Source organism: Methanosarcina baikalica, assembly GCF_031461075.1.
Lineage (GTDB): Archaea > Halobacteriota > Methanosarcinia > Methanosarcinales > Methanosarcinaceae > Methanosarcina > Methanosarcina baikalica.
The window spans coordinates 1-24,821 of record NZ_JAVKPK010000055.1; the positions used below are offsets into that span (position 1 = coordinate 1).

Annotated in this window: 27 protein-coding genes; 8 read left to right on the forward strand and 19 right to left on the reverse strand. The window is 44.3% G+C overall.

Annotated elements, in window-relative coordinates; genetic code table 11:
* The first annotated feature begins 164 nt into the window (after positions 1–164).
* Positions 165–848: a DUF72 domain-containing protein gene (locus tag RG963_RS12285; RefSeq protein WP_310576573.1), complete on the forward strand. Its 684-nt coding sequence runs from the start codon at positions 165–167 to the stop codon at positions 846–848.
* Between the two features lie 295 nt (positions 849–1,143).
* Positions 1,144–2,241, forward strand: a complete 1,098-nt coding sequence (locus RG963_RS12290) for a hypothetical protein (protein ID WP_310576574.1) — start codon at positions 1,144–1,146, stop codon at positions 2,239–2,241.
* Between the two features lie 95 nt (positions 2,242–2,336).
* Here the strand turns inward: RG963_RS12290 and RG963_RS12295 are convergent, their stop codons facing one another.
* From RG963_RS12295 to RG963_RS12370, 16 genes are all read right to left on the reverse strand, one after another.
* Positions 2,337–3,002, reverse strand: a complete 666-nt coding sequence (locus RG963_RS12295; protein WP_310576575.1) for a hypothetical protein — start codon at positions 3,000–3,002, stop codon at positions 2,337–2,339.
* A gap of 408 nt (positions 3,003–3,410) precedes the next feature.
* Positions 3,411–3,797, reverse strand: coding sequence for a F420H2 dehydrogenase subunit FpoO (locus RG963_RS12300; RefSeq protein ID WP_310576576.1), 387 nt, complete (start codon positions 3,795–3,797; stop codon positions 3,411–3,413).
* Positions 3,798–3,810: 13 nt separating this feature from the next.
* Entirely contained in the window at positions 3,811–5,256 is a 1,446-nt protein-coding gene (gene fpoN, locus RG963_RS12305; RefSeq protein WP_310576577.1) for a F(420)H(2) dehydrogenase subunit N, read from the reverse strand.
* A gap of 3 nt (positions 5,257–5,259) precedes the next feature.
* Entirely contained in the window at positions 5,260–6,747 is a 1,488-nt protein-coding gene (gene fpoM, locus RG963_RS12310; protein ID WP_310576578.1) for a F(420)H(2) dehydrogenase subunit M, read from the reverse strand.
* Complete coding sequence (gene fpoL / locus RG963_RS12315; RefSeq protein ID WP_310576579.1) at positions 6,747–8,765, reverse strand: F420H2 dehydrogenase subunit FpoL; 2,019 nt, start codon at positions 8,763–8,765, stop codon at positions 6,747–6,749. Before fpoL ends, fpoM begins: the two co-directional genes overlap by 1 nt.
* A complete protein-coding gene (gene fpoK / locus RG963_RS12320; RefSeq protein ID WP_310576580.1) occupies positions 8,759–9,061 on the reverse strand; it encodes a F420H2 dehydrogenase subunit FpoK in 303 nt (100 codons plus the stop codon). The genes fpoL and fpoK overlap by 7 nt, the downstream gene beginning before the upstream one ends.
* Entirely contained in the window at positions 9,058–9,309 is a 252-nt protein-coding gene (gene fpoJ / locus RG963_RS12325) for a F420H2 dehydrogenase subunit FpoJ (protein WP_310576581.1), read from the reverse strand. The genes fpoK and fpoJ overlap by 4 nt, the downstream gene beginning before the upstream one ends.
* Entirely contained in the window at positions 9,299–9,589 is a 291-nt protein-coding gene (locus tag RG963_RS12330) for an NADH-quinone oxidoreductase subunit J (protein ID WP_310576582.1), read from the reverse strand. The genes fpoJ and RG963_RS12330 overlap by 11 nt, the downstream gene beginning before the upstream one ends.
* Positions 9,586–9,996: a F420H2 dehydrogenase subunit FpoI gene (fpoI, locus tag RG963_RS12335; protein WP_310576583.1), complete on the reverse strand. Its 411-nt coding sequence runs from the start codon at positions 9,994–9,996 to the stop codon at positions 9,586–9,588. The genes RG963_RS12330 and fpoI overlap by 4 nt, the downstream gene beginning before the upstream one ends.
* A 4-nt stretch (positions 9,997–10,000) precedes the next feature.
* Positions 10,001–11,038, reverse strand: a complete 1,038-nt coding sequence (gene fpoH / locus RG963_RS12340; protein ID WP_310576584.1) for a F420H2 dehydrogenase subunit FpoH — start codon at positions 11,036–11,038, stop codon at positions 10,001–10,003.
* 5 nt (positions 11,039–11,043) lie between these two features.
* Positions 11,044–12,168, reverse strand: coding sequence for a F420H2 dehydrogenase subunit FpoD (gene fpoD, locus RG963_RS12345; RefSeq protein WP_310576585.1), 1,125 nt, complete (start codon positions 12,166–12,168; stop codon positions 11,044–11,046).
* 9 nt (positions 12,169–12,177) lie between these two features.
* Positions 12,178–12,654: a F420H2 dehydrogenase subunit FpoC gene (gene fpoC, locus RG963_RS12350; RefSeq protein ID WP_310576586.1), complete on the reverse strand. Its 477-nt coding sequence runs from the start codon at positions 12,652–12,654 to the stop codon at positions 12,178–12,180.
* Positions 12,655–12,701: 47 nt separating this feature from the next.
* Entirely contained in the window at positions 12,702–13,259 is a 558-nt protein-coding gene (gene fpoB, locus RG963_RS12355; protein ID WP_310576587.1) for a F(420)H(2) dehydrogenase subunit B, read from the reverse strand.
* Positions 13,247–13,636, reverse strand: coding sequence for a F420H2 dehydrogenase subunit FpoA (fpoA, locus tag RG963_RS12360; protein WP_310576588.1), 390 nt, complete (start codon positions 13,634–13,636; stop codon positions 13,247–13,249). Before fpoA ends, fpoB begins: the two co-directional genes overlap by 13 nt.
* A 1,065-nt stretch (positions 13,637–14,701) precedes the next feature.
* The gene (locus RG963_RS12365) at positions 14,702–15,355 is read right to left on the reverse strand and encodes a hypothetical protein (RefSeq protein ID WP_310576589.1); all 654 of its coding nucleotides are present in this window, start codon (positions 15,353–15,355) and stop codon (positions 14,702–14,704) included.
* Positions 15,356–15,489: 134 nt separating this feature from the next.
* Positions 15,490–15,666 (reverse strand): hypothetical protein, encoded by a 177-nt coding sequence (locus tag RG963_RS12370; protein WP_310576590.1) that lies wholly within the window; start codon positions 15,664–15,666, stop codon positions 15,490–15,492.
* A 631-nt stretch (positions 15,667–16,297) separates the two neighbouring features.
* Between RG963_RS12370 and RG963_RS12375 the strand changes: the two genes are divergently transcribed.
* The 6 genes from RG963_RS12375 to cofC all read left to right on the forward strand — a co-directional run bounded on the left by RG963_RS12375 (position 16,298) and on the right by cofC (position 21,826).
* Complete coding sequence (locus RG963_RS12375; protein ID WP_310576591.1) at positions 16,298–16,459, forward strand: 4Fe-4S binding protein; 162 nt, start codon at positions 16,298–16,300, stop codon at positions 16,457–16,459.
* Positions 16,456–17,733, forward strand: a complete 1,278-nt coding sequence (locus RG963_RS12380; protein WP_310576592.1) for a phytoene desaturase family protein — start codon at positions 16,456–16,458, stop codon at positions 17,731–17,733. The genes RG963_RS12375 and RG963_RS12380 overlap by 4 nt, the downstream gene beginning before the upstream one ends.
* Positions 17,734–17,766: 33 nt before the next feature.
* Positions 17,767–18,768, forward strand: coding sequence for a 7,8-didemethyl-8-hydroxy-5-deazariboflavin synthase CofG (cofG, locus tag RG963_RS12385; RefSeq protein ID WP_310576599.1), 1,002 nt, complete (start codon positions 17,767–17,769; stop codon positions 18,766–18,768).
* 26 nt (positions 18,769–18,794) lie between these two features.
* Positions 18,795–19,922: a 7,8-didemethyl-8-hydroxy-5-deazariboflavin synthase subunit CofH gene (gene cofH / locus RG963_RS12390; protein ID WP_310576593.1), complete on the forward strand. Its 1,128-nt coding sequence runs from the start codon at positions 18,795–18,797 to the stop codon at positions 19,920–19,922.
* 54 nt (positions 19,923–19,976) lie between these two features.
* Entirely contained in the window at positions 19,977–21,134 is a 1,158-nt protein-coding gene (gene cofH / locus RG963_RS12395) for a 5-amino-6-(D-ribitylamino)uracil--L-tyrosine 4-hydroxyphenyl transferase CofH (protein WP_310576594.1), read from the forward strand.
* A gap of 65 nt (positions 21,135–21,199) precedes the next feature.
* Positions 21,200–21,826, forward strand: a complete 627-nt coding sequence (gene cofC / locus RG963_RS12400) for a 2-phospho-L-lactate guanylyltransferase (RefSeq protein WP_310576595.1) — start codon at positions 21,200–21,202, stop codon at positions 21,824–21,826.
* A 514-nt stretch (positions 21,827–22,340) separates the two neighbouring features.
* On the opposite strand, the gene RG963_RS12405 is transcribed toward cofC, so the two are convergent.
* The 3 genes from RG963_RS12405 to RG963_RS12415 all read right to left on the reverse strand — a co-directional run.
* The gene (locus RG963_RS12405) at positions 22,341–23,411 is read right to left on the reverse strand and encodes a DUF5305 family protein (protein WP_310576596.1); all 1,071 of its coding nucleotides are present in this window, start codon (positions 23,409–23,411) and stop codon (positions 22,341–22,343) included.
* Between the two features lie 192 nt (positions 23,412–23,603).
* The gene (locus RG963_RS12410; protein ID WP_310576597.1) at positions 23,604–24,635 is read right to left on the reverse strand and encodes a signal peptidase I; all 1,032 of its coding nucleotides are present in this window, start codon (positions 24,633–24,635) and stop codon (positions 23,604–23,606) included.
* Positions 24,632–24,821, reverse strand: a 190-nt coding sequence (locus RG963_RS12415; protein ID WP_310576598.1) for a PKD domain-containing protein, incomplete at its 5' end; no start/stop codon positions are given. The genes RG963_RS12415 and RG963_RS12410, both read right to left, overlap by 4 nt.

Here is a 24,821-nt window from a genome sequence, read left to right on the forward strand (position 1 = left end):
GAAAACAAAAGCGAAAAAAGGTTTGAAATGCTTGAGGAAAGGACTTCTTTCGTCGCTACTACCTGTACATGCATTTGTAATCCATTACCAGAAGTTTTTCACTTATGAGTAAAGTGAACCAAAAATAGATCTGTCATCGGACCGATACATATGAAGGGGATCATATGGATACATTTGTGGGCACCAGCGGCTGGTATTATGAGTGGAACGAAATGAAAAACCTTGATTGGTTCATCCAGAACTCCGGCCTGAACACTGTCGAACTCAATGCCAGTTTCTACAGATTTCCCTCTCCTAACCAGATTGAAGGCTGGAAAACAAAAGGAGCAGAGCTCAGGTGGAGCATAAAGGTTCACAGGTCCATAACCCACTGGCGCCAGCTCAGCGAAAGTTCCCTCGATATCTGGAAAAATTTCCGGGAGCTTTTTGAACCTATGGACCATCTCATTGATTTTTACCTCTTCCAGATACCTCCAAAATTCGATGATACCACAAAGGCGCTTAAGTTTGTAGAAGCCGCAAAACTTGGTGAAAGGTTTGCTCTGGAGATAAGGAATAAAGAGCTGCTTGGGAACGACGAGCTGTGTGCAGAGCTTATGAAAAAAGTTACCCTGGTATCCGTAGACTCGCCGGATTACAGGAACCGCGTCTTTACCGGAAAAAAAGTTTATATGAGAATGCACGGAAGAGAAGGCTGGTACAGTTATGATTATTCGCAGGAAGAAATTAAGGAAACTATCGGGAAAATAAGTAAATTTGGGCCTGAAAAAATCTACATTTATTTCAATAATAATCATAACATGCTGGAAAATGCAAGAATAGCGTTAAAAGTCTTCTCTGGTATGTAAACCTGTGGCATTTTTCCCGATTCTCAAAAAGCTCCCTTCTGAGAAAAGGAAAATACTTTGTTCAATGGCGTCTGTTCTTATTATTTTCCCTGGTTTGGAGAACCTCTTTTTCAATTGTTAACCATTATTATGAATAACTTATTATATTAAAAGATAGATTTAAAGTTTGATACTGAGATTCTGAGGAACCAAAAATTAGGTGCCTCAAAATAAAAGCTGTAATTTTGACATTCCAACCAACAACGTAGAAACTATTTATCCGGAATTCCCTATATATAAAAAAGAAGTGAAATATATGTTCTGGAGTAAGGACGATATTGTAGAAAGGCTGAGCAAAATACCTCGAACACTGGAAGACATCTCAATAGAGATCTTTGAAGGTGTACCCCCAACAAATGATTTTTTACAAAAAGTTAGCCTTTCGAGAGAACACTGCGCAGATGTACCCTACATCTGCAGAAACTCGCACACAAATGTAAGCATAGAACAGCTAAGCATGGAAAAGGAACTTATGTATCCTTATATAGATGGTTCCCTTTCGAATGAATTTGCCATTCACTCAACTCAGTACCGGTTTATGCTGCCTTATGAAATCCTTGACAACAATATAAGGAAAGAATATAGAATCTTTCAGCCAGAAGAGCTGAAAACAAAGTTTCCTGTGGCTTATAAACAGCTAATGGAAATTAACCGGCATTCCGAAACCGAGAGGCAAGAATTCGATTCTGCCGATTGTTACCGTCTGGAAAACGAAAGCTTCCTGCAGTACATTAACACGCCTAAAATTATCATTACTAATCACTTCCGCCTGCAGGCTTCGTACGATCCGACCGGAAGCCATGTATTTGCAAATGGAGTAGGAGTCGTTTTGGGAGACCACACCATCTATCATTATGTTACAGCTGTACTTAACTCTTCGATATCAAGGGCTTTTCCTGAGGTCTGGAGCCGGGAAGAGGTGCAAACTAACAGCAGCCTGAACCCAAAAATGCTGAAAAGGTTTCCAATTATGTTCCCTAAAAAGGAAATCACTGAGACCCTTATAAGCACAATCTCCCACTACCTGATTTATCTCAACAGGCAAAAGCACATGGCAAAAGTTTACTCCATATCCGGTTACCAGGAGCTGGTTGACTTTTACAAAAGAATTTCAGATCTTTTGATTCTGGATACTTATGTTACAGATGACCTTGACCCAAAGCTTCTTGAAATTCTTGCGGAAAATATCACCTCATCTGAAGAAGGATTTGAATATAGTGACGACATAAATCTTTTGATCGGATTGCAGGCGATAAAGAGAAACATCCTGAATTCTCCTGACTTTGGGAAGTGCAGATTCAGCAACGAGTTCACAAATATTCTGGCGACTCTGAAAAACAGCGGTGTCTGGTAATGGAAAATTCTCAGCCAGCCCCTATATTCACAATTTTTCTTTTTCAGTAGCCCTGATTTTCAGCCTCAATTCCGAATTAGAAACTTATGTTTTTGTTAAAGCCATGAAAGTAATGAATTGTCCTTTCTTTTTTTATCCCCTACCATTAAGCCCTCGACTTTTCCTTCTTCATTAGACATATAATAGGATTCCGCAATCAATTTTTTCAGCGCTGGGGTTTCTTCAGTGAGATTTGTTGTGCCCATGATTCCGTAATAAGCTATGAAATAATCTTCTCTCCCTTTAAGGAAAGGTCTCTCGTACACTAGAAAATATCCCGAAGTTTCAGGGCTTTCATACCCTGTTGCGTTAAAAGAGGTGAGGTTAGGGAAATTTTCAACTTCGCGTCTTCCAATTTCTTCTTGAAGTTCTGCACTAATATTCAGTTCCTGATGGAACACATTACCATTTTCTTCAAGATACAGATAAAGGGTATCTTCCCCTTTTAGAAATTTAGATTCATGGTCAAAGTACCAGACGTTTATAAATTTTCCTCCAGAGTAGTTTCCTGCATTACAGTAAGGAGAAATCTTCGGAAAAGATGAAGTACAGCTCTGTACATTTCCTTGCCAGGCTCCAGGGATGTACCATTTAGGCATTGCTTCTGAAGGGGGCAGTCCTGGGCCTATCTGAATGAAATCAAACACGAGCCATACTCCGAGAAGAGCAACTATAAAAAATATCAAAACCGCTATCTTTTTATTCACTTTCTTATCAAGCATTTCTGCTCCAATTCAATCAAAGTTGCGCTGGCGCATCACACTGCAAGCAACGGAGTATTCGACTGAAATAAACCTGCTGCCGGTTCAGGTCTATATAGGAATCCTGCACGAAGCTTTCAATTGGGGTCCCATATAGTAAGAAAAATTCCGTAAGAAAAATTCGAATCTCTTCGTCTAACTATACAATTTTTGTTATATGTTATTTATGGCCAAATTAACTAAATGATTGATGAAACTCGACTTTTCGAATCCAATAAAATATATTAAAAAATAGATAAAATGAAAAAAATATCATCAAGAACCACTAATTAGAGAAATTCAATTCACAGAAATTTGCCTATTGAATTTTAGTAATAATTAATTCAAAAATAAGAAAATAAAGCCGCAAAATGCAGCTTTACTCAATATTCAATGCTCATGTACGTGCTCGTGCCCGTGTATGCATTCATTCTCGTTGATCTGTTTTCTTTTGTACCTGACATAAGTCTCATCGACTGCTTTCAGGCAATTTGAGCAAACCGGAGCATCCTTTTTCACGATCCCTTTTGAGAAACTGGGAATCTGAAGTTCGACCGGGAAAACCCTGCCTTTTTTCCCGCAAAGGGAACATTTGCCTCTCCTGCACGAGATTTCTTCATTATCCACAGTTAAGTAGGTTTTCTGGGCGGAATCGAGGCAGGTCTCGCAGAGTCCTTTCCAGACACCTTCAGGGTAAGCGAATTTGAGGAGGGGGGGGTTGACCCTGACCGGAATAACGGTTGGAATTCCTCGCCCGCAAAGATCACAATCTGTCATTTCTCATACCTCCTTAGATCAGTACCTTTGCTGCTTCCATTGCCCACTGCATGAAAGGTTCGGGCCAGAAGCCCATAGCCAGCACGCCGGCCACTGCAAACAGGAGAGCTGCTGCAAATGGGAGGGGCATGCCGATCTTTTTACCTTCGGGGGGAAGGAAGTACATATATTTCACAAGTCGTGCATAATAGAACAGTGAAAGGGCGCTGTTCAGGATGGCAACCACTGCAAGCCAGGTCATACCTGCCTGAATTGTCGAAGAGAAAAGCACGAACTTGGCCATGAAACCTGCAGTCGGGGGAATACCTGCAAGGGCAAAGACGAAAATCGTCATTGAAAGAGCTGCAAAAGGCATTGTCTTTCCAAGGCCCCTGAAGCTGTCAAGGTGGTCAGGGACTTCAAGGTTTCCTGTCCTTTGCGTGGTCACCATCCAGACTACTGCTCCGGCTACAATAAATGCTCCTCCTTTCATAAAGGCGTGGGCAAGGGCGTAGAAAATACCGCCTGTAAGGGCCATTGGGGTCATGACCACAAAAGCCATTGCAATATACCCTGCCTGTGCCAGGGAAGAGTAGGCGAGCATGCGTTTCACACTGGTCTGAGCTACTGCAACCACATTCCCGAAGGTCATGGTTACCACTGCCAGAATCGTGAAGGCAAGCTGCCAGTCAGGCTGAAGGGCTGCCAGAGCCACAATGAAGACCCTGAAAGCTGCCACAAACCCCATTTTCTTGGACCCGGCCGCAAGCAGGGCGGACACAACTGAAGGGGATCCCTGGTAGGTATCCGGAGCCCACATATGGAAGGGTACAAGAGCCATCTTGAAACCGAAACCTGCAATCAGCAGCACGACTGCAACAAGCCCTATCGGGTTTTGTGTCAGAAGGGCAGAGTTTGCAGCAATCTCTGGGATGCTGGTGGTGCCTGTTGCCCCGTAGACAAAGGAAATTCCAAAGAGCATAAGCGCTGCAGAGACCGAGCCTATTATGAAATACTTCATGGCTCCTTCGAGGGACCTTGGATTCTGTTTCTCAAAGCCTGCAAGGGCATAAGTAGCAAGACTTGCCAGCTCAAAGGCACAGAAAAGCAGGATCAGGTCGTTTGCAGATGCAACAACCATCATCCCGAAGGTTGCGAAAAGTACCAGGGTATAGAACTCTTCCGTATGGTCACTGTTTTCATTATACTTGATTGCAGCAACTGAAACGATCAGGGAAACTGCCAGGAATACCAGTTTGAAGAACTGGGAGAGGGCATCAATGCTCAGAGTACCCGAAAACATGGTGGCTTCGGTTCCGAAACTTTCTATTGTCAGAGCCAGAGCTGCAAGGATCCCCAGAGTTGCCAGGTAACCCAGCACATTCTTGGTCCGTGGGGACATGAAGACCCCTATAAGCAGTATAATCAGGCCAGTTGCAACGACTGCAATTTCAGGCGCAAGGGACATTAAATTCTTCATTTATTACACCCCCAGGGCAGCCGCGAGGCTTACTATTGCTTCCGAATTCGTAGTCATCATATTAAGCACCGGATTCGGGTTCCAGCCGAAATAAAGCACAAGAAGGGCAATCACTGCCATCGAGAAGACCTGAAGGGAATTTATGTCCCTTACATCCCCAAGCTTCTCGTTATAAACTCCAAACATCGCTCTTTGCATTGCCCAGAGATGGTAACCTGCGGTAATCACTATTGCCAGCAGGGCAAGCAGGACAAAACCTGGCAGGTTCGCGAAGCTGAAGGTCAGTACCAGGAACTCTGCAATAAAGCCAGTCAGTCCTGGCAGGCCAAGAGATGCCATAAATCCGAGCATCATAATCACAGTCAGCTTCGGCATCTTCTTTGCAAGCCCGCCAAGGTTATTGATGATCCTTGTGCCTGTGCTGCTCTGGATAGCGCCTGCGGACATGAACAGAATGCTCATTATAAGCCCATGGGAAAACTGCTGGAACATAGCGCCTGAAACCGACAGGGCAACAAGGCCTGCCGAACCCAGGACTACATAGCCCATGTGGCTTAAACTGGAGTAAGCGATCATACGCTTGAGGTCTTTCTGCCTCAGAGCCAAAAGAGCCCCGTAAAGAATGCTAAAAGACCCTAGAAAGCCCAGCATCATGATCATCAGATGAGGGCTGCCAGTATTCGGGAGCATCGGGAGTGAGATCCTGAAAAGCCCGTATCCTCCTATTTTGAGCAGGATGAAAAGCACACTACCTGCCGTAGGGGCTTCGGTATAAGCATCAGGCAGCCAGGAATGGAAGGGGAAGGTCGGCAGCTTTGCCAGGAACCCAAAGATAATCGAAAGGAAAATTGCGTCCCTTACCAGGCCGGATCCGATGAACTGGAACTGTGCGACAAGCTGTCTTATATCGAAGGTGGGAACGCCTGTCTGCTGCCATGAGGCATAGAAAAGCCCGAAAATCCCCAGAAGCATTACCAGAGAGGCAACATGCGTGTAGATAAAGAACTTGTAGGACGCATGAGCCCGCTTTTCTCCTCCCCAGATATTTACCATGAAGAAGAGAGGGATCAGGGTAAGTTCCCAGAAGATATAGAAGACCAGGAAGTCAAGGGATACAAAGACTCCTATGACTGCAGCCTGCATGGTAAGGATCAGCCCGTAGAACCTGTTCGGAGCTTCCCTGTCTTCCTTCCAGCTGTAAAGGATCAGAAATGGAATAACTATTGCATTTAGCAGGATAAGAGGCATGGAAATGCCGTCAATTCCAACCGTATAGTTGGCCCCGAGGGAGGGTATCCACTTTGTAGATTCAAAGAACTGCATGGCAGCAGTACTGCTGTCAAAGTTCAGGTAGGCATAAAGGGTAAGGCCCAGAGTCACAAGAGACCCTAAAAAGCCCAAGCCTGCAGCCTGTTCTTTCGTTTTTGTGAAAAAGGTTACTGCTGCGAAAATCAGCGGCACCAGAATCAACAAGGATGCGACCGGCAGCATCAGAGTACCTCCATTATCAACTTAACAAGTATTATAAGCAGGCTCACACCCGCAATTACTGCAGTTGCATAGGTCTGGACAACCCCGGTTTGAATCCTCCGGAGTTCTTCACCTGCACCAACTGTGATAATTGCGATTGCTTCCACAATGCTGTCAATGAGCACATCAACTACCTGCGTGAGGAAAGCAATAACTCCGTACACTATCCCGAGTGAGAAAAACTCGGTATAGATTTCGTGCTGATAGTAACGCTTGTAGAGCAGCCTGTAAATCGGGTTCTTCATGGAAGCAAGCGGCCCGAGTTTCACTATCCTCAGATAATAGATCACAAAAGCAATTGCAAGGCCTGCAAGAGCGGTTATTAACGGGAGCCACAGGATAAAGAGGGGCTCATGTCCTGTTGCCTCTACAAGCTCGTTTCTGCCTATGCCTGCAAGGCTTCCTATATCAAGGTTCACGAAACTGTTAGCAAAGGTCTCTTTAAGGAAATCCATGAATCCTGTCTGTGTCAGCCCACCGAACACAAGAGCAAAGAGTGCCAGAATGGAGAGGGGAATGGTCATAATGGCAGGGGACTCATGCCCGTGATAGTTGCTGCGTGGCTTCCCCGTAAAAGTCATGAAGATCAGCCTGAAGATGTAGATGGATGTAAGGAAGGCGGCAGCAATTGAGAATATGTAAGGAATCCAGTTGTTGCTGTGTTCTCCGAAAAGGTATGCAGCTTCAATAATTGCATCCTTTGAGAAGAAACCGCTTGTCCCTATTGAGGTTCCGGGAATACCGAAACCTGCCAGTGCCAGGGCTGCAATTGTCATTGTAGCAGCAGTTATTGGCATTACCTTTCCTACGCCTCCGAGTTCCCTCATGTCCTGGGTGCCGACTGCATGGATTACACTGCCTGCACAGAGGAAAAGAAGAGCCTTGAAGAAAGCATGGTTAATCAGGTGGAAAAGGGATATACCGACTGCATCCAGCCCTATCGCCGAACCGAGGCCCAGGCCGAGCATCATGTATCCGAGCTGGCTTATGGTCGAAAAAGCAAGCACACGCTTGATGTCATTCATTACAATTCCCATGGTGCCTGCAAAGAGAGCGGTAAAGCCTCCGACGTAGGCAACTACCATCAGGGAGTGAGGGGCTGCAATAAACATCGGGAACGTTCTTGCGACCAGGTAGACACCTGCAGTAACCATTGTAGCTGCATGGATAAGAGCTGAAACCGTTGTCGGACCTTCCATTGCATCAGGCAGCCACACGTGCAGTGGGAACTGCCCGGACTTTCCTATTGCCCCCCCGAAGAAGAGCAGGGTAATAATGGTAAGGTGGCTGATTTCAAAGCCGAAAATGTTTGCCTGCAAAGCTGAAAGCTGCGGGATGTAGCTGAAGATTTCATCAAAACGAAGCAGATATGTCCCGGCCGGGAATCCGCCTGCAATTTTCAGGAGATCGGAAGTCAGCACGATTATTCCCGTAAGGAACAGCACGTCTCCCACCCTGGTTGTCAGAAAAGCTTTCTTGGCAGCAGCTGCGGCTGAGGGTTTTTCAAACCAGAAGCCGATCAGCAGATAGGAACACAGCCCTACAAGCTCCCAGGAAACAAAGAGCTGTAGAATATTGTCCGAGAGGATCAGGGAAAGCATTGCCGCGGTGAAAAGTGCGGTTTCTGCAAAATATCTGGGCTTTCCGGAATCATGCGACATATAGCTAACTGCGTAGATATGGATCAGCAGGCTCACGAAGGAGACCATTGACAGCATTACTGCAGCCAGAGGATCAATTAAAACTCCTATATTGAGCACTGCAAACCAGGAATATGACTGGCTTACGACTTCTCCGGGATTTGTCAGCAGCCTGAGGGTAATTATGAAAGAGATTACGAAAGAGGCTGCAATTGCCAGTATAGGGACTATTGCCCCGCCGGACGACATTTTCCTTCCGAAGAAGAAGGTGATTACAAAAGCCAGTGCCGGAAGCAGGGGGATTAAAAATGCAAATTCTTCCAGAGCCGTTTTTACCACCTCAGGATGTTGAGCTCATCAAGGTTGATTTTATCGTGCATTCTGTAGATTGCCATGAAGATTGCAAACCCGACTGCTGCTTCGGCAGCTGCAAGGGCAATTGAAAACATAGCAAAGACCTGCCCGTTCAGGGTATCCGTGTAACTTGAAAAAGCTACAAGGTTCAGGTTTGCGGAATTGAGCATTAGCTCAATGCACATAATCATCCTGATACCGTTTTTATGCGTCATTACGCCATAAAGTCCGATTGAGAAGAGCAGGGCTGCAAGACCAAGGTAAAAGCTTAAAGGAATCATCTGTTGCCCTCTCCTTTTGCCATGTATATTGCCCCTATGAGGGATGCGAGCAGGACAATTGACAGGACCTCAAACGGTGCCACATAGTGAGTAAAGATCAGCATGCCTATGCCCTCTATATTACTCTGGTCAGCCGGATTCTGGGGAAGTTCCGAAACCGTATTCCAGGAAGTCCCAAAAGCCCCTAGCACCACAACACTTGTAAAGAGCAGGGCTACGATAAACGCTAACGGTCGATTAATCTGCACCGGGTTCACCTCCGATCTCGCGCTTTGTCAGCATAACCGCAAAGAGAATCAGCACTCCGATTGCTCCTATATAAACCAGCACCTGAATGACTCCCAAAAACTGGGCATTCAAGAGGATGTAAAGAGCTGCAACTCCGAACATGCACATGATCAGGGCAAGCCCGGCTCTTACAACATCCTTTGCGATTACCACAAAAATTGCAAAGAATATTGTGATTACGGCAAGAAGTCCGAAGACAACCACTTCCAGGGCTGCTCCGATTGTTTCGAGTCCGATCATCTCTCGTCACCTTCCTCAATATTGATTTCCCTGGCAAGTTTATCAGGACTCATGAGCAGGTCTTTGTGCTTCCATTTAACGAGACCTTTAGCGTATTCCTTGCCGCTTGAAAGCGCACCTTTAGGGCACTGGTCGATGCAGAGCCCACAGAAAAGGCAGTGTCCGATATCTATCTCAGGAAACCAGCGCTTTTTATCACTGCCCGGAGCAATCGGAACTTTGACAATCCTGATTGCATTGTTAGGGCAGGTATTAGCGCAAATGCCACAGCCTATGCATTTACTTTTATCAAGTATCTGAAGCCCTCTGAACCTGTCGGAAAGCTCGCTGGCTTTTTCCGGGTACATCCTGGTTACGGGAGGCTTGGGGATTTTTTTGAGTGCATACTTAATGTTTTTAAGAACCATGATCTCACGCTCCCAGGTAGAGTCCGAGTCCCACTGCCCAGACAAGGTTTAACAGGGCAAGGGGAAACAGCCTCTTCCAGCTCAGGTCAACAACCTGGTCGATCCTGAACCTCGGAACAGCCCACCTGAGCCCAATAATTACCATGAGTACAAAGATAACTTTTACAATCAGAAAACCTGTTGGGGCAATAAGGCCAAGTACAGGATTGTTTGCAACAAAACCCGGTACGTTCCAGCCACCCAGGAAGAGAAGTGCCACAAGGAAGGAGCCCAGAATCATATGGATATACTCGGCAAAGAAGGCTAGTCCGAAACGCATTCCACAGTATTCGGTAATCCAGCCTGCTATCAGTTCTTCTTCCGACTCGTTCTGGTCAAAGGGAAGTCTTCCCATATCAGCCATGAGTGCTACAAAGAATACGAAGCATCCTAAAGGCTGCAGAAAAATATTCCAGAGCATGCCCTGCGATCTGGAAATATCTACTATGTTAAGGGAACCTGTCATAACAGCTACACTTACAACTGTTATCCCGAGAGGTACTTCATATCCGACCATTCGGGCGAAGTTACGAAAAGCGCCGAGAAGAGAGTACTTATTATTTGAGCCGTAAGCCACCATGAAAATTCCGAAGATCGTAATTGCAGACATTGCTTCAATGTAAAGCACACTGATATCCATCTCGGTGACAGCGAGCGGGTATTCGACCCCATTAACGAAAACAGCACCCACAGGAATTGCAACCAGCATAAGGAAAATAGAACCCATCATGAAGATAGTAGCATTATTGAAAAGTAAACTGTCAGCATTCGATGGTTTCATGTCTTCTTTAGTAAAGAGTTTAATTGCATCGGCTACAAGCTGTAGAAGCCCGTATTTTCCTACGCGGCAGGGGCCCATCCTTGACTGGATATCTGCGGAAAGCTTGCGTTCCAGCCAGACAGCTCCCATTGCTGCGAGGAAAATAACTCCAATCAGAGCAAGGCCGACTATTCCTCGGATCCAGGGAAGGAAAGGAACTATAAATTCAGGTATTATAGTCATAGAAATCACCTGTCCGCTTCACTTGTACAGCCGTCCATGCTGCCCGAAATTGCTGCTACGTCTGCAACAGTCGTGCCTATGATGAGGGGAGGCAGAGCTTGAAGGGTAGGATAGTAAGGGCCTCTGACTTTTACCCTGTAAGGCTTGTCCGAACCGTCGGATACCATGTACATCCCCATTTCTCCTCTGGGGTCTTCCACTCTGTGAAATACTTCTCCTGCGGGAACTCTCATTACAGGCGTTCTCCTGCTGTAAGGAGTATTTTCCGGGAAGAGAGGGCCGTTTGGTATCCGGTCAAGGCACTGTTCCAGGATATAGATACTTTCCCGGATCTCATTAAGCCTGACCTGAACTCTTGCAAAACAGTCTCCTGCGGTTTCAGTGCAGACCTTGAAATCCAGGTCTTTGTAAACCAGGTAAGGCTCGTTCTTCCGAATATCGAAAGGAACCCCCGTTGCACGCAGAGCAGGTCCGGAAACCCCGAGGTTTTTTGCAACGTCCGCAGTCAGGACGCCGACTCCGACAGTACGTTCCCTGTAGATCCTGTCAGTGTGGAACATTTCCTCAAAGTCGTCAACTGATTTTTTGAGATTGTTCAGGACAGAGATGGTTTTTTCTTTAAACCCGTCCGGAAGGTCGGCGCGTACTCCTCCGAACTTCAGGTAGCTGTGAGTAATTCTGGCCCCGGTTACCATATCGATCAGCCCGAGAACCTCTTCTCTTTCCCTAATCGTGTACATGAACATGGAGACGAAACCAATGAATTCCCCGAATTCGCCTATACCCAGCAGATGGCTCTGAATTCTTGTGAGTTCCTCAAGAATAACCCTGATATACTGAGATCTCTCAGGTGGTTCGATGCTTAACAGTTTCTCGGTACAGCCCACAAAACACTCTTCGTTTGTAAGGGCTACAAGGTAGCAGATCCTGTCCACGATTGTGATTCCCTGAAGATAGGTCTTGTTCTCCAGGATCTTTTCAATACCTTTATGAATGAAACCCAGTTCAATCTCAGCACCCATTACTGTTTCCCCATTTAGCCTCAGGTTTAGCCTGAAGGGGCCGGGTTGCATGGGATGCTGGGGGCCCAGGTGTATGATCATCTCATTTGGTTCAAGATTTTCGTCCATTTTTCACCCTCACACCAGGTTTCTGGCGGTTGCATTCGGAAAACCCTTGTAATCTTTCCTGAGAGGCCATTCCCCCAGCATATCTTCTGGAAGTATTAGTGGCTTCAGGTTCGGGTGGTTTTTAAACACGATCCCGAAAAGTTCGTAAGTCTCCCTTTCATACCAGTTGGCATTCCAGTACACAGGTACAGTGGATTCGATCTCCGGATTTTCCCTCGGAAGCACGGCTTTCAGCATCAGAACCACAGGATGATTGTATGAAGCGATGTGATAGACAACTTCGAGCTCATTCCTTTTTATGTAGTCCACCCCGCAGACTGAGCAGAGGTGGTCGAATTGTAGAGAATCCTTCAGGTACTGGCAGACTTCTCTTGCCTTTTCCCTATCCACGTATGCCCTGGCGCGGATCCCGGATTCAGCGGTTGCTTCGGAAATTGCCTCAGGAAATGTACCTGTTAATGACTTGAGAATTTCTGTGACATCCATAATTTTTCCTCGAATAAATCTGAAACTTCAGAAAAACCTCAATAACCTTAATACTCCGTGCCCCGATCTTTTTTGGCCTTGATTTTTTCCTGCAGTTCCACAAATCCCTGAAGCATGGCTTCGGGCCTTGGAGGACATCCGGGAACGAAAACGTCGATTGGAAATATCTCATCAATGTTCTGAACCGTGCTGTATGATTCATAAAAAGGCCCACCACTAATTGAACAGTCTCCAAGACACATCACCCACTTGGGAGCAGGCATCTGTTCCCAGAGCCTTTTCAAAGCCGGGAGGTATTTTTTTGTCACGTAGCCGCTGATGAGCATGACATCAGCCTGTCTCGGGGAGTTTCTTGGAATGATCCCGAAGCGGTCCGTATCATAGTGGGCACAGCCCATGGCAATCATCTCGACTCCGCAGCAACCCATCGGCTGGGTCATGAACCAGAGAGAGTTTTTCCTTCCCCAGTTGATGAGGTCCTGAGCCTTCGTTTTCTTAAGGAAGTTATGGATTGCACTGGTGGTTGTCGTGATCACGCCGGGAATTGTTTCTTCTTCCGGAGTTCCATTTGATGTACTCGTTTTTTTCTCCTTCACTTCACCCATGTAAGGGCCTCCTTCTTCCAGAGGTAGATGTATCCGAAGAGCAGTATGAAAATAAAAGCAAACATCTCAACTACTGCGATTGAGGTGATCCCGTGTCCTTTATAGACTGTAGTCCATGGGTAAAGGAAAAGCACCTCTACATCAAAGAGCACAAAAGCAATTGCATAAAGATAATACTCAACATTGAACTGAATCCTTGCAGTCCCTGTGGGAACCGAACCTGATTCATATGTCGTGTATTTGCTGGCTGCGTTGCTCCTCGGACTCAGTTGCTTTACCATAAACATTGTCATTGGAGGCATAACAAGCGCCACGACAAGAAATATTGCAACCGGTATGTAGCTATCAATTATTCCAGACATTATATCACCTATCAAAGTGCAGCAACCTGAATTGCAGCGTTACATGACATGAATTGTGGGTTTTTACCCGGACAAAAAAATTGTGTCTGAGCACCCGGTTTATATAAAAACACATATCGGCCCGGACATATGTCCTATTAGAAACGCCTGAATCCACAGGTCCTTGATTGCAATAAACAGGATTCCTGTATACAGACATTTGCTTCCGGGTTCTGAAAATTTAGTTTTCTTTGCCCGATCTTATCTCATAAATTGCCAGAAGTGCGGGAAACTCCTGCTTCAGGCAGTATAGATCCTATTGCGGTGAAATATGTATTATTAATAATTAAGATTACAAGCCGCTAGGTTAATTCTGCAAATGAATTCTGGGTTATTTATAGTTATTTGCTAGATAATTAATATTATATAAATATTAAGTCTAAATAAATAAAGCTCTGTATTTAAAATATGCCGATGTCAAAAAAAATCAGAGCAAAAGCATTGATCTGCTTACGAAATTATATATACACCTTACAGATGTAATTGTCTTCAGGCCGTCCTACCCTTAATAAAATAATTTAATAAATGCAAATCATTCTCCGGCAAGTATGAATATTTATATGTGCAATTTAATTATTTTATCTCAAATAACATTTTTCGCAGATATTACGAATAAGCCTGCGTATATGTTATGAATAATAGTGATGGATCCTGGAGATAAAATGCTCTTTGGGCAGGTTTCAAAATAAAAATAATAAAGAACTGGAAAATAGTCTAAATTTTTCTGGCGCAGGTTCCGGGATGGAAATGCTCCATTTTTGCTCCTTCAAATAGATAACCGAACCTGGTAGCGAATATCACAGAGAATACAACATAATATTCTGCCGAAAATAAAAAAAGCCTGGAATTCTTAAAAAGGACTATAAATTACCAACATTTGAGAATTAACTCAACCGCAATCTTCAAAATATTCATTGATGTGAACGTGAAATTAGATATCGATTTGGTGTTCGAATATTATTATTATTATTATTATTATTATTATTATTATTATTATTATTATTATTATTATTATTATTATTATTATTATTATTATTATTATTATTCTAATTCTTTGATCTGTTTTGCCAGCTGATTTATTTGTTCTTGTTTTTCAGCCAGATCATCTTTAAGCTTCTTTAACATCTCTTCCTGCTCTGTGCCCTTTTTATCCTCTTCGTGTAATTCCAAATGCAAGAGAACAGTAACATCTTTTCCCACGTTCTGAAGCCCTATAGATGATAATCTCCCCTTCGAATCGGCCACACAAGTATAAACTGTATCACCTGAAAGCAATTCTATTTTGTGATCTTGTACCTCTTTATACCCTACAATCACTATACACTTTTTTCCTGCATTCGTGATACCTACATTTGTGGGTATTCCCCGCGCCATCACAGTTCGATGGAGAACTTCGTTGACTGATTCGAGAATGATAATAACCCGCCAGTGATTAATCGGCCACAAAATCGATTGTGATGGTTTGTTTGACGGTTTTTCACTCATTTCTAACTCCACGTTTCTTCTAATCATTTCAATCTCTACGTCTTCAAGCAGGGTCTTGAGATCAATCATAACTTCGGTTAAATGAGAGTCACAGGTATTTACAAATCCTTCATCGACTGCCTGTGATATCCGTTCTAACATTTTCAGTCTTTGATAGTTGAGGGTATAAGGATCCAGATGCCTGGAATGTTCAAACCGGTTATCTCTCACTTTTTAACTCCTTACATTTTCAGTGATTACAGGAGCACAACATACCACAATTAAAAAAAAGAATCAAAGGAATATTTAGAGAGGTATTCTTTTGTGTACTCCCTTTTTGTTCGGTTTATTTGAAATTTTTGAACTCATACTTTCCTCATCCATTCCATACTTTCTTCATACAGTTTGTGGTATTCATCCTCGATGGGGTTTCTGCCTTTCTTCAAACATACCCGAATAACACCGAATACAATTTGAAGTATTACCCTCCCGAAAAAAACAACGAAAAAAAAGTATCCAAAAACGGATATATCTTCTATCATTTCTTTAATATCTCCTTATATTCCTCACATAGCCGGTACTCTTACCCACAAACCAGATAAAAAAAAGATATAGATTTTCCACATCTCTAACAATGAAGTTTATGTGGTTCGCTTTGATTCCTGTGAGGTCTCTTTTGTCTTGATAATATACTATATAACTTCTTGATAATATATTATATAACTACTTAGTTATTAATACGTATACTATTTATAGTTTTCGTATGATGTGAATAAGATTATACGTATATTACATATAGTTTTCGTATTGTACAAATAGTATTTAAAGTAAACACAATGGATACAAAATACAGCACCATTGAATCTTGCAAAACTGGCATTTTAAGCAATACTTAAAACATACCTGATATTCCCCTCTCTAATTATTTATTAAAAGTTACGCAGTGGGCCTTAGAATAGACCCAATGTTTATTGTGGGAGATTACAACGGGAAAAAGGGAAAAGTCAACAAAGGAAATAAATGACATATCACCGATTACAACATATGGTTACCGCATTTATGGCAGAAAATAAATCACGCTTCCATATCAAGCCTGAGCACATGGCCGGAGCAACACACTGTACCAATACATTATAATAACTCTTTTCATGATAGAAAAGCTGGTGGAATCGCATGAAGATTAATGACAATTGTGTAGGATGCGGTCAGTGTGCTTCTTTTTGCAAGAAAGGAGCAATAGAGGTAAAGGGAAAAGCACGAGCTACTGCCGCCTGCATAGAATGCGGAATATGTGTTATCTACTGCCCTGTGAAAGCCATAGAGGTGTCGGCGTGAAGGCGGTCGTAATTGGTGCCGGCCTGGGAGGGCTCTTAAGTGCGGCTAGGCTCTCGAAGGCAGGATACCAGGTCGAAGTTTTTGAGAGGCTTCCGATTACAGGAGGACGGTTTACAAATCTCAACTACAAAGGGTTTCAGCTTTCGAGTGGAGCTTTCCATATACTTCCTCATGGACCTTCAGGACCTCTGGCTCAACTTCTCAGGGAAGTCGGAGCCGACGTGAAGATTGTGAGGTCAGAACAGACAACTATGCGCGTACCTTTGAAAAAAGGCGACCCGGATTATGGAAAAGGCTTCAAGGATGTCTCTTTTAACGATTTTTCCACGCTACTTTCCCATAAAGACCGCCTGAAAATTGCCTTTCTTATAGCGAGTACGAGAAGGAACCACCCGACAGGAAGCACTCTCCAGGCATGGATCAGGACTCAATTTAAGGATGAATGGCTTGTGAAGTTTGCCGACTCCTTCTGCGGCTGGTCCCTGAGCCTGAAAAGTGACGAAGTCCCTGTTGGAGAAGTCTTCGAGATAATTGAAAACATGTACAGATTCGGCGGCCCCGGCGTTCCCATTGGCGGGTGCAAAGGTGTTATTGACGCCCTGGAATGTGTCATTGCTACAAATGGCGGAAAGATTCATATTGAATCCGAAGTTTCAAAGATCCTTGTGGAAAACGGAAAAGCTGCAGGCATTATTGTTGGCAATGAGGTATATGAAGCAAACCTTATCATCAGCAATGTGGGGCACGCCGCAACTGCTTGCCTCTGCGGTGAAGCCCTTTCCGGAGAGAGATATTCAGGATACCTCCGGATGCTTGAGACCCTGAGGCCTTCTGCCGGCATAAAGATTTGCCTTGCTGCAGATGAACCGCTTGTGGGGCATTCGGGTGTCCTCCTGACCCCTTATGCGAAAAGGGTAAATGGGATTGATGAGGTTACGCAGGTTGACCCTAAACTGGCTCCGCCTGGCAAGCACCTTACGATGTCCCATCAGCAGGTAGCTCCTGAAAATGTGAGAAATCTCGAGGCTGAGATCGAATTAGGGCTTCAGGATCTTAAAGAAATCTTTCCCGGCAAGAAATATGAAGTCCTGCTCATCCAGTCATACCATGACAACTGGCCGGTAAACAGGACAGCATCAGGTACGGATCCTGGAAACGAAACTCCGATTTCTGAGCTCTATGTCGTAGGGGATGGGGCTAAAGGAAGAGGAGGCATCGAAGTCGAAGGAGTGGCTCTCGGCGTGGCTGCAACTATGAAGAAAGTCCTGGGCTGAAGTTCCAGAAACAGACTCGGCAGGTGTTTTACCATTCCACCGAAAAATTCCAATTTTGTTACATACTCGAAAAACGTTTTCATTCCCGTAACCAATGTATGCAGGAACCGCTGCGGTTATTGCGGCTTTAGGCGGGAACCCGGACAACCGGATGCCAGGCTCATGAAGTCCGGGGAAATCACTCATGTTCTTGAAAACGGGGTAAAGGCCGGTTGCACTGAAGCTCTTTTCACCTTTGGGGAATATGCAGAAGAAGTGCCAGTGTACAGGGAATGGCTCAAAGAAGTTGGTTATTCTTCTACTTTGGAATACCTTCTCTTTCTCTGTGAAACTGCAATCGATATCGGAATTCTTCCTCATACGAATGCAGGAATCCTAACGCGCTCGGAGCTGAAAGCTTTAAAACCTCTGAACGCAAGCATGGGGTTAATGCTTGAGAGCACGGCAACCCTGGACGCCCATAAAGACTGTCCGGGAAAACTTTCGGAAATCAGGCTTGATATGATTCGGGAAGCCGGGAGACTTAAGATTCCCTATACTACAGGCCTCCTTGTAGGAATCGGGGAAAAAAGGGAAGACAGAATAGAGTCCCTTGAGGCTATCGCAGGCCTTCACAGGGAGTACGAGCATATTCAGGAAGTTATTATCCAGAACTTTGTCCCAAAGCCGGGGACACCCATGCAAAACTTTCCTGAGCCCACAGCAGAAGAAATGATTGATACTATACTCCTTGCCAGGCAGATCCTTCCTCCTGATGTGGCAGTGCAGGTTGCCCCAAACCTTATAGACCCGAAAGCCCTTATCGCAAAAGGGGTAACCGACCTGGGAGGCATATCTCCACTGACCATTGATTGGATTAATCCTGAAGCCGAATGGCCGGATGTAAAGGACTTGCAGGAGAAACTGGGACATATCTTGCTCAGGGAACGCCTGCCAATTTACCCTCAGTACGTAAAAAGAGGGTGGTACTCTGCCAGAATAGGCGGGCTGGTCAGACAGCTTTCTGACAGGGAAGGTTACAGGAAACTGCCCTGAACAGGGCACGCGGAGGAATTAGAAAAATGAACAGCAAAATTCCCGAAGACCTCTTAGAACGCGCATACCAGGGGAAAAGCACAAAAGAAGACGGACTTCTGCTCCTGAAGGTACCTCCTTTCGAACTCTTCAGATTTGCGGACGAACTCCGCTCCCTTGCAGCAGGAAATACAGTTACTTACGTAGTAAACAGGAATATCAATTTTACAAGCCGCTGTGTAGGAACATGCGGGTTTTGCGCATTCAGGACAAACGCAGGCAAGGTCCTCAGCATTGAAGAAATCATGGCAAAGGTAAGAGAGGCAAAGCAGGAAAATGCGACTGAAGTTTGTATCCAGGGGGGGCTACTTCCTGAGGTTGGCCTGGACTTCTACCTTGGGATTGTAGAAGCCATAAAAGCTGAGTTTCCTGAAATTCATATTCATTCTTTTTCGCCGATGGAAGTCTACCATGCTTCCCGTATCAGCGAAATGCCGGTAAAAGAAGCCCTTTTAAGGCTTAAAAGAAGCGGGCTTGACACAATGCCCGGAACTGCGGCAGAAATACTTTCGGATCGGGTGAGGGAGATTATCTGCCCCTTGAAACTGAAAACCGGAGAATGGGTCGAGGTTGTCAGGCAGGCACACGCTGCAGGCATCCCTACAACTGCAACCATGATGTACGGGCATATTGAAACCCTGGAAGAAAGGATCGAGCATATGCTGATCATCAGAGAAATCCAGAAAGAGACAGGCGGAATTACGGAATTTGTGCCCCTGCCTTTTATGCCCTACAACAATCCTGTAGGGGAAAAAATGATAAAAGAAGGCAGATATGCCACTCCAGGCCTTGAAGACCTGAAGACCTATGCTATTTCCCGTATTCTTCTCCACGGGCATGTGAACAATATTCAGGCAAGTTGGGTGAAACTCGGGAAAAAGCTTGCCCAATTCGCTCTCAATTGCGGAGCCAACGACCTTGGTGGCACACTTATGGAAGAAAGCATTTCCAGGTCTGCCGGAGCCGGCCATGGGGAAATGATAACTGTTGAAGAACTGGAATGGATGATCTATGGAGCCGGAAGAATCCCACAAGAGAGAACAACTCTGTATAGAAGAGTGCGCGACCTGGCTTCGGGAAGCCAGAAGACGCCAGGGTGCGGAGTCTCTGAATGAGCTTATCCATCGGGAATAAGTCGGAAATATATCAGCTTAAACAGGAATGATCGGATGTACATGAAAAAACAGGCAGCAATCCCCGATGATGTCATTGAGAGGGCATATCAGGGAAAGTGCACTAAAGAAGATACGCTAATCCTGCTTGAAGGAAGCCCATTTGAGCTATTCGAACTTGCCGACGCTCTGCGGACCCATGCAGTAGGCGACGTTGTTAGTTATGTTATGAATCGGAACATTTACATTACAAATAAATGCGCAGGAAACTGCGGATTCTGTGCCTACAGGACAGAGAAAGGCTATATACTGAGTGTGGAAGAAATCCTGAAAAAGGTGGGTGAAGCCAGAAAAGCCGGGGTTGTCGAAGTTTGCGTCCAGGGAGGGTATACCCCGGAAATTGACATGGAATTCTATTTTGAGATCGTAGAATCCATAAAAGCCGAGTTTCCTGATATCTGTATCCATGCCCTGTCCCCTATGGAAGTAAATTACGCGGCAGGAATTTCAGGTATGTCCGTAAAAGAGGCTCTACGCAAACTTAAAGACTGCGGACTTGATTCTCTTACCGGAACTTCAGCCGAGATTCTTTCCGATAGGGTGAGAAAAATAATCTGTCCCGGGAAAATCAATACACAGCAATGGATCGATACCATAACGACTGCACATAAAACCGGAATTTCCACCAATGCAACCATCATGTACGGGCATGTGGAAACGGTTGAAGAACGCCTGGACCATGTCTTTACTATCCGCGAAATCCAGAAAGAGACCGGCGGGTTTTCGGAACTTATTCCAATGTCCTTTTTGCCTTACAATAACAGGATCGGGGAAAAGATGCTGGCATCCGGAAAGTTCGCAAGCACAGGACTCGAAGACCTGCAGCTCATTGCCATTTCCCGCATAATTCTGCACACCTACGTAAACAACATTCAGGCCACCTGGGTTAAGCTCGGGAAAAAACTTGCACAGGTAGCCCTTCAGTGCGGAGCAAACGACCTGGGAGGCACGCTTATGGAAGACCAGATCTCAACAGCATCCGGAGGAAACAATGGGGAATATGTGTCTCCTGCAGAATTCGAATGGATGATAAAAGGCGCAGGAAGAATTCCCATGCAGAGGGATACTCTGTACAGGAAAGTGGAGCCAAGATTTCCGGACAGAGAAGGCCCACTTCCGAATTACGGAAGGGCAAAAATAGACAGCAGGGAATAAGAACGATTAACAATTGAAGATTTGATTTCTGGAAGGTTAAAAGATCACTATTTGCAGGAGTCCAGATGAAAGCCGTAATCCCTTATAAAAAAGCCAGTGCAAAATCCCGATTGTCCCCTGTCCTGAATCAGCAAGAGAGGGAAGAGTTTGTGGAACTCATGCTGAATCAGGTAATAAACTCCCTTCAAGAAGCCGGAATAGAAAAAATCGATATTCTCAGTCCTTCGATGTACGGGCTTGAGAACATGAGGACAGCGAGGGTTCTTCTGGACAAAAATGACCTGAATGAGGCTCTTAACAGGTATCTCGAAGGTGCAGAGGAGCCGATCCTGATTGTTATGGCTGATCTTCCCCTCCTTTCTCCAAATCATATTAAAGAGATAACTTCAACAAAAGAAGATGTGTGTATTGTCCCGGGAAAAGGCGGGGGTACGAATGTACTGTTTCTAAGAAAACCTTCAGGCTACAGGGTCAGGTACTACGGCTCGAGTTTTCTGACACACTGTTCGATTGCAGCAAAAGCCGGGCAGAATGTTGAAATCTATGACTCTTTCCTTGCAGGCACCGATATAGATGAGCCCGAAGATCTGGTCGAACTGCTTATACACGGAAATGGAGCTGCAAAAGATTATATCAGCCAGAAGTTCAGGCTTGAGATTAGCAGAGGAAGGGTGAGGCTGGCTCCATTTTGAGCCAGAGTCGCAATTATCAAATAATCGAAAACAGAGAAAGATTATATGGGAGTTGAATGAAATTTAATATGTTTACTACATACTCGTGAATTTACATATATTTCCAGCGAGAGAAAACACAGGTTCTTCGTTGTTTCAGATGGACTAAAATTTATCACATAGTTGATAATTTGCCAGGCTGAAATGATATATATCGACTTTGTATGTGAGTTTTCATAACAAATGTTTCTGAATATTGTCTATGTCCCTCCCAAATTAGGAAGTGGATATGAATTACCCACTCGAAACAACGAAGGACCATAACAATACCGTCAAAAACTTGGCCCGCATGAGATTGATTTTCAGAGTTCTCACCAAAAAGTTTAAATCAAAAATATAAATATGTTGAGAAATATCTGCGGCCGAATATAAGTTAACAACGGTTCTCGGAGAAGTTTCCACCCCCAGAGCAAATGGCGGGGTTTTTGACTGAAGTAAACTTACAGCATCAATTTTGAACTACTCATCTGATATTTTATTCTGAAGGCGCATCAAAGAAAATATACAATGCACCATTATGAATTATGAAATATTCTCCGGATCCTACATCATGGATTACCCTTTCATTCATATCAACAGCAGCATCCACAAGGTCTTGAAGTGAAGAAATATCAACCTGCAGAGGAAAAAGCCTGTTTTCGGGAAGTTTGCCTTTGCTGATAAACTCTTTAAAAGGCAAACGTTTGCTTTCTTTTTCCAGTTTTTCGATGTATGCCGGATCAACTGTACTCATTTTCCTGATAGGAATAAGTATCCCCGTAAGGACTGTGCTTAACAGGAATAAGAACAGAGGGAATTTGATCGTTGATAGTGAGGGGGCTTTTTTAACCTTGACATTTTTATACGTATCTTCGATGAATCCCAGTTTTTCAGGCATCTGATAGTATGTAGAACTGATGTCGACAGGTATAACAAAATTTTTTACACCTTTAACGTTCTCCCCATTAATTTTTCCTTCATATTTGATAGCGGTAACTATTTCTATCGTTGGATCTGAGGAATAGTTCAACTGATCCTGTACCTCTTTGACCATTAATTGAGTTTTAGGTACATCAAGGGTAAAATTAGAAGTGAGAGCATCTCCACTACTCATTTTAGCGGTTTTTGAATCGCCAACCTGGAAATTCTTCTGCCAGAATATTTTCTGCTCTTCTCCAGCTCCTTCCTTGCCGCTTGCCACAATCATCGTCTTAGCTTCCATAATGAGGTCAGCAGAATCTGCGGCTTCAATGCTGTATACGAACGAAATGTCTTCGGTAGGAGATACGGATAAAAAATACGCCGGATTTCCCATTTCAAGTTTGGTTCCTTCCGGGTAGAGAGGGTTTGGCTCCGTTACAGAGGCTGAATATGTATAATTACCTCGCTGTGTATAGGAAGTAACATTCTTTTCTTCATATGATGCTCCGGCATATTCCTCATGCATCCAGAGACCGGAAAAAATCATCATCAAAAAGAATACAAAGAGAAATATTTTCGCGTTGTCTATTAAGATGTTTTTAAGTTTAAGGAATACAGTTTCCAGCGTTTCACCTCCATCTTCCATTATTTACTCCATGTGCTATACACAGGTATTTCATCAATAATAATTGATATTTTTCCAGACACTTACATACTTTCATTATTCGGCCTCTTATTTTTCCACGATGTATACGTTTTGGTTCCTGCACACATGTAAGCTTAGATTTCCCGCAAGGCAATAAACATCAGATTCCATTAGAGCATGTCTCCCGTAAGTTTATACCAGATGGAATGTCCTTTTCCACTGTGCGACCAAACGACGGGCTTTTATCTTCTTACTTTTTCTGCCGATACTCGATTTCGGGTACCACAGAGGAATCAGAAGCAGCGTAGAAAGGAAAGTATATAGCCCAATCTCTACAACAGCAGGAAGATAAGGGTTTATTCCCGCAAGCACAATTATCCAGAAGACCGGCAGGACATAAGGTACCGAGCTGATCGTTGCAGGTGTATTTTCCGGCGCGATAACCTGAGTCTCATTAGCCGGAGGAACCACTCCGTACCAGAAGTTAATCGCAATTTTTTGTCCCGAATCGTCAGGTGTGAAAACGTATACGAGAGGAAGGGATCTCGAGTTCTCTATTGTGTATTCCTTTTCAAGAACTATAGGCCCATTTTCCCCTAGGTTGAGCGTGACCATCCCTGTAAAAATAAGCCCGCTTATAATAATGAATGCTGCTAGCCTTTTTCCTTTTATTATATAAGAAATTCTCCTAGCCATCTTTTTTCGTTCCAGCTCTACTTTTCGGGCGCGTGCTGGATTGTTGTACAGAATCAAAGTTCTTATTTCATCGAAAATGATCAGACCTGCAGGAAGTACGACCGTGAAGATAAAAATATTATTATTTTTTGAAATCTCGGGCAGATACCCTACAAAAGGGATGATGAATATCAGTTTTCCCACAACATTTGATGCAGGCACCTTAAAATCATCTTCTGCTTTATTTGCATCCCCTTTCGTCTGGAAGATACGCTCTTCTCCTTCTTCTAAGGAAATGATCCGGTGCGTGATTAATGTATCAGGTTTGCCCCCTGGATCTTTGAAGGCTACAACATCCCCGACAGCAAGATCATTCGGGCTTACTGATCTTACAACGATCGTATCTCCAGGCAGCATCACCGGGGTCATGCTCCCGCTCAACACAATCATAGGTTCCTCTGATCCTGTAAAGAATGGAATTAAGGCATTGACCAGAGAAGCCGCAATTAGCAGGAAAATTGTTGTGTGGAGAATTTCTTTTTTCTTCATGCTCCCATTTCCATGCTGGAATTTTTATCCTCTGTATTATCTACGGAATTTTTAGACACAGAAATCTCGCTTGTCTTTATATTCTGACCATCTGCATTGGATGCGGTCAGGGTAACGGCATAAGTCCCTGCTGTATGGTAAGTGTGCACCGGATTCTGCTCGGGAGAACTGACTCCGTCTCCAAAA

Coding starts and splice junctions, on each gene's coding strand:
- RG963_RS12285 (WP_310576573.1), top strand. CDS start 165: ATGGATACATTTGTGGGCACCAGCGGCTGGTATTATGAGTGGAACGAA.
- RG963_RS12290 (WP_310576574.1), top strand. CDS start 1,144: ATGTTCTGGAGTAAGGACGATATTGTAGAAAGGCTGAGCAAAATACCT.
- RG963_RS12295 (WP_310576575.1), bottom strand. CDS start 3,002: ATGCTTGATAAGAAAGTGAATAAAAAGATAGCGGTTTTGATATTTTTT.
- RG963_RS12300 (WP_310576576.1), bottom strand. CDS start 3,797: ATGACAGATTGTGATCTTTGCGGGCGAGGAATTCCAACCGTTATTCCG.
- fpoN (WP_310576577.1), bottom strand. CDS start 5,256: ATGAAGAATTTAATGTCCCTTGCGCCTGAAATTGCAGTCGTTGCAACT.
- fpoM (WP_310576578.1), bottom strand. CDS start 6,747: ATGCTGCCGGTCGCATCCTTGTTGATTCTGGTGCCGCTGATTTTCGCA.
- fpoK (WP_310576580.1), bottom strand. CDS start 9,061: ATGATTCCTTTAAGCTTTTACCTTGGTCTTGCAGCCCTGCTCTTCTCA.
- RG963_RS12330 (WP_310576582.1), bottom strand. CDS start 9,589: ATGATCGGACTCGAAACAATCGGAGCAGCCCTGGAAGTGGTTGTCTTC.
- fpoI (WP_310576583.1), bottom strand. CDS start 9,996: ATGGTTCTTAAAAACATTAAGTATGCACTCAAAAAAATCCCCAAGCCT.
- fpoH (WP_310576584.1), bottom strand. CDS start 11,038: ATGACTATAATACCTGAATTTATAGTTCCTTTCCTTCCCTGGATCCGA.
- fpoD (WP_310576585.1), bottom strand. CDS start 12,168: ATGGACGAAAATCTTGAACCAAATGAGATGATCATACACCTGGGCCCC.
- fpoC (WP_310576586.1), bottom strand. CDS start 12,654: ATGGATGTCACAGAAATTCTCAAGTCATTAACAGGTACATTTCCTGAG.
- fpoB (WP_310576587.1), bottom strand. CDS start 13,259: ATGGGTGAAGTGAAGGAGAAAAAAACGAGTACATCAAATGGAACTCCG.
- RG963_RS12370 (WP_310576590.1), bottom strand. CDS start 15,666: ATGATAGAAGATATATCCGTTTTTGGATACTTTTTTTTCGTTGTTTTT.
- RG963_RS12375 (WP_310576591.1), top strand. CDS start 16,298: ATGAAGATTAATGACAATTGTGTAGGATGCGGTCAGTGTGCTTCTTTT.
- cofH (WP_310576593.1), top strand. CDS start 18,795: ATGAACAGCAAAATTCCCGAAGACCTCTTAGAACGCGCATACCAGGGG.
- cofH (WP_310576594.1), top strand. CDS start 19,977: ATGTACATGAAAAAACAGGCAGCAATCCCCGATGATGTCATTGAGAGG.
- cofC (WP_310576595.1), top strand. CDS start 21,200: ATGAAAGCCGTAATCCCTTATAAAAAAGCCAGTGCAAAATCCCGATTG.
- RG963_RS12405 (WP_310576596.1), bottom strand. CDS start 23,411: ATGGAAGATGGAGGTGAAACGCTGGAAACTGTATTCCTTAAACTTAAA.
- RG963_RS12410 (WP_310576597.1), bottom strand. CDS start 24,635: ATGAAGAAAAAAGAAATTCTCCACACAACAATTTTCCTGCTAATTGCG.